The sequence below is a fragment of the Streptomyces sp. GC420 genome (assembly GCF_009916105.1).
Classification (GTDB): Bacteria; Actinomycetota; Actinomycetes; order Streptomycetales; family Streptomycetaceae; genus Streptomyces.
Genome location: NZ_JAAAXQ010000646.1, coordinates 1 through 2,570, shown reverse-complemented (window position 1 = coordinate 2,570; position 2,570 = coordinate 1). Strand labels below are relative to the sequence as shown.

Genomic DNA, 2,570 nt, shown 5'->3' with positions numbered 1-2,570 from the left:
GGGCGGTGGTGCTCATGGCGGCGCCTCTTCGGGAGTTGCTAGGGGATGCTGTGCAGGGCCCTTTCGAGGATCGCGGCGCCCTCCTCGGCCTCCGCGACGGTCAGGGAGAGCGGCGGGGCGATGCGCAGCACGCTGGTGCTGTGGCCGCCGCCCTTGCCGATGAGCAGCCCTCCCTCCCTGGCCGCCTCCAGGACGTGCGAGGCGGCTTCGAGGTCCGGTCGGTCGGTGCCGGGCCGGGTCAGCTCGATGCCGATCATCAGACCCCGGCCGCGCACTTCGCGTACGTGCGGGCTCCGGGCGCCGACGGCCCTGAGGCGTTCCAGGAGCAGTCCCCCGACGCGGCGGGCATTGCCCTGGAGGTCGTGTTCGAGGAGGTAGCCGAGGTTGGCGAGGGCGGCGGCCATGGTGACCGGTGAACCGCCGAACGTGGAGATGGAGTTGGCGTCGAGGCAGTTCATGATCTCGGCACGGGCGACAACGCCGCCGACGGACATGCCGTTGCCGATGCCCTTGGCGAAGGTGAGGATGTCGGGCGCGCCGCTCCGGCCGTGGGCCTGCCAGCCCCAGAAGTGCTCGCCGGTGCGGCCCCAGCCGGTCTGCACCTCGTCCGTGATCCACAGGATGCCGTGCCGGTCGAGGACTTCGCGGAACGCCGCGTACAGGCCGTCGGGCGGGGACGTGAACCCGCCGACGCCCTGGATGGGTTCGGCGATGAGCGCGGCGGGGGTGCGGCAGTGGCCGAGGAGGTCTTCGAGGTCCTCGACGCAGGCCGCGATGAACTCCTGGTCGCCGAGGTGGGCGAAGGGGCCTCGGGTGCGGACGCCGCCGTGGACGTACAGCGTCTGCAGCGGCGAGAGGCCGGTCGGGGACCAGGCGCGGTTGCCGGTGATACCGACCGTGGAGAAGGAACGGCCGTGGTAGCTGTTGCGCATCGCCAGGATCTGCTGGGAGCCGCGGTAGGTGGTGGCGAGCAGCAGGGCCGCGTCGTTGGCCTCGGTGCCGGAGGTGGTGAAGAAGACCCGGGCGTCGGGGATGCAGGACAGCTGGGCGATCCGCTCGGCGAGGTCGATCATCGGCCGGTTGAGGTAGAGCGTGGAGGAGTGGATGATCCGCCCGGCCTGCTCGCTGACTGCCTTGGTGACCTCGGGCAGTGCGTGGGCGGTCATGGTGGTGAGGATGCCGCCGAAGAAGTCGAGGTACTTGTTGCCGTTCGCGTCCCAGACGTGGCGGCCCTCGCCGTGGGTGAGCTCGATGGGCCGGTCGTAGTAGAGGGCGAGCCATTCGGGCAGCACGGCCCGGTGCCGTCCCAGGAGGATGTCGCTCACGGCTTCACCAGCCCTTCGTAGGCGTCGGGTCGGCGGTCCCGGTAGAAGGCCCACTGGGTCCGCACCTGCTCGATGAGCCCGAAGTCGAGGTCGCGGACGACGAGTTCCTCCTCCTTGTCGCTCGCGGGCTCGCCGACGAACCGGCCGCGCGGGTCCACGAAGTAGGAGGTGCCGTAGAAGTCGTTGTCTCCGTACTCCTCGCGGCCGACACGGTTGATGGCGGCGACGAAGTACTCGTTGGCGACGGCGGCCGCAGGCTGTTCCAGCTGCCACAGGTGGGCCGAGAGGCCGCGGTGGGTGGCGGAGGGGTTGTAGACGAGCTGGGCGCCCTCGAGGCCGAGCTGCCGCCAGCCCTCGGGGAAGTGCCGGTCGTAGCAGATGTAGACGCCGACCCGGCCGACGGCGGTGTCGAAGACCGGCCAGCCGAGGTTGCCGGGCCTGAAGTAGTACTTCTCCCAGAAGCCCTTCACCTGCGGGATGTGGTGCTTGCGGTACTTGCCGAGGTAGGAGCCGTCACGGTCGATCACGGCGGCGGTGTTGTAGTAGAAGCCCTCCTGCTCGACCTCGAAGACGGGGGCGACGACCACCATGCCGGTCTCGCGGGCGAGCGCCTTCATCCGCTCGACGGTCGGGCCGTCGGGGACGGGCTCGGCCCACCGGTAGTGCTCGGGCTCCTGGACCTGGCAGAAGTAGGGGGCGTTGAAGACTTCCTGGAAGCCGATGATCCGCGCGCCCTGGCGGGCGGCCTCCCGGGCGTGCTCCTCGTGCTTGGCGATCATGGATTCGGTGTCGCCGGTCCAGGTCACCTGGACGAGTGCGGCGCGTACGACGTTGGCCATGAGCTGCTCCTGTTTCTACGCGCTTTCTACGCCCGTAGAGGGTGTGCGTAGGTGGAGAAAGTAAGACGCGTCACCCGGCGGGGCAAGACCATCGCCGTTAACCCGCAGAGTCGATCATGTTTCGCACCCGTGCGGGGTATTCCGGCCCCGCCGGACCGCTGGGGTCCTGTGTCCCGCCGTGACGTTGTCGAGTCTGGCCCTCGGGAACGGGGCGGGCAAGACGGCCGCCGCCCTCCGCACGGGCCGCCCATACGCCCGGGTTTGCCCGGCGGACCCGTGCGGGCGGTCGCCGCGCGGCAATCGCCCGCACGGGGAGCCGGCGCCGGCGCGGCCGGGCTGTCCCGGACGGCCGGGGACGGTCCGCGCATCGGGGCGCCGCCCGCCGGGGGACTCCGGGGGCCGGGGC

General features: G+C 70.9%; 2 protein-coding genes. Both read right to left on the bottom strand.

Annotated elements, in window-relative coordinates; all coding sequences use genetic code 11:
* Positions 1-38: 38 nt before the first annotated feature.
* Complete coding sequence (locus GUY61_RS37335; RefSeq protein WP_166634726.1) at positions 39-1,325, bottom strand: aspartate aminotransferase family protein; 1,287 nt, start codon at positions 1,323-1,325, stop codon at positions 39-41.
* Positions 1,322-2,164 carry a nitrilase-related carbon-nitrogen hydrolase gene (locus GUY61_RS37330; protein WP_166634725.1) on the bottom strand — a complete coding sequence of 281 codons (843 nt, stop codon included), beginning with the start codon at positions 2,162-2,164 and terminating at the stop codon, positions 1,322-1,324. Before GUY61_RS37330 ends, GUY61_RS37335 begins: the two co-directional genes overlap by 4 nt.
* Between the last annotated feature and the right edge of the window lie 406 nt (positions 2,165-2,570).